Below are 549 nucleotides of genomic sequence, written 5' to 3' on the forward strand. Positions count from 1 at the left end.
TATAAACATTATTGTTACTCTTGCTACCGTCGGGATAAATCTGACCCCTTCCCCTGTTCCCGCCTACATATATGGGATATTTTAAGAAGTAAACATCTTTCTTAGTAGCGGGGTCTGGAGAAAGAATAGGAAAGGTTACTTCGCTATATTTCTGACCGGGGACAGGCCCTATCACAAGAATATTTTTTTGAGTAGGGCGGTAGTTCTGAAAAGACAAATTTCCTATCTTTTCTTTAATCTCGGGCGAAATACGATCGGGGGGGGCTAATTCAAACCCCTCAGGTAAAATAAGAACAGCCCCTACATTCAAAGCTCCCTTTTTACCATTAGCAAGAACTTGTTTCAGTTGCATATCATAAGGAATTCCTTCCAAAAATTACTCATGAAGACTCGGTCCCTATCCGTGATAATACTTCTTGGCATTCCATGAATTTTCATGATGTGATCCACATAGAGTTTTTCAATTCCCATAGCCGAATGTGGATGTGTCATGGCCACAAAATGTGTATACTTTGAAAGCCTATCAACCACCACAAGAATTGTAGTCGT

At 40.3% G+C, this 549-nt stretch carries 2 protein-coding genes; both read right to left on the reverse strand.

Annotation, left to right across the window (positions count from 1 at the left end; translation table 11 throughout):
* A partial coding sequence (locus tag IEZ04_RS36395) for a hypothetical protein (RefSeq protein WP_229821497.1) occupies positions 1-352 on the reverse strand: 352 nt, incomplete at its 3' end.
* Positions 343-549: hypothetical protein (locus IEZ04_RS36400; protein ID WP_229821498.1), on the reverse strand; the 207-nt coding region annotated here is incomplete at its 5' end. The genes IEZ04_RS36395 and IEZ04_RS36400, both read right to left, overlap by 10 nt.

Origin of the sequence: Streptomyces ruber (assembly GCF_014648075.1) — a bacterium.
Classification (GTDB): Bacteria; Actinomycetota; Actinomycetes; order Streptomycetales; family Streptomycetaceae; genus Streptomyces; species Streptomyces ruber.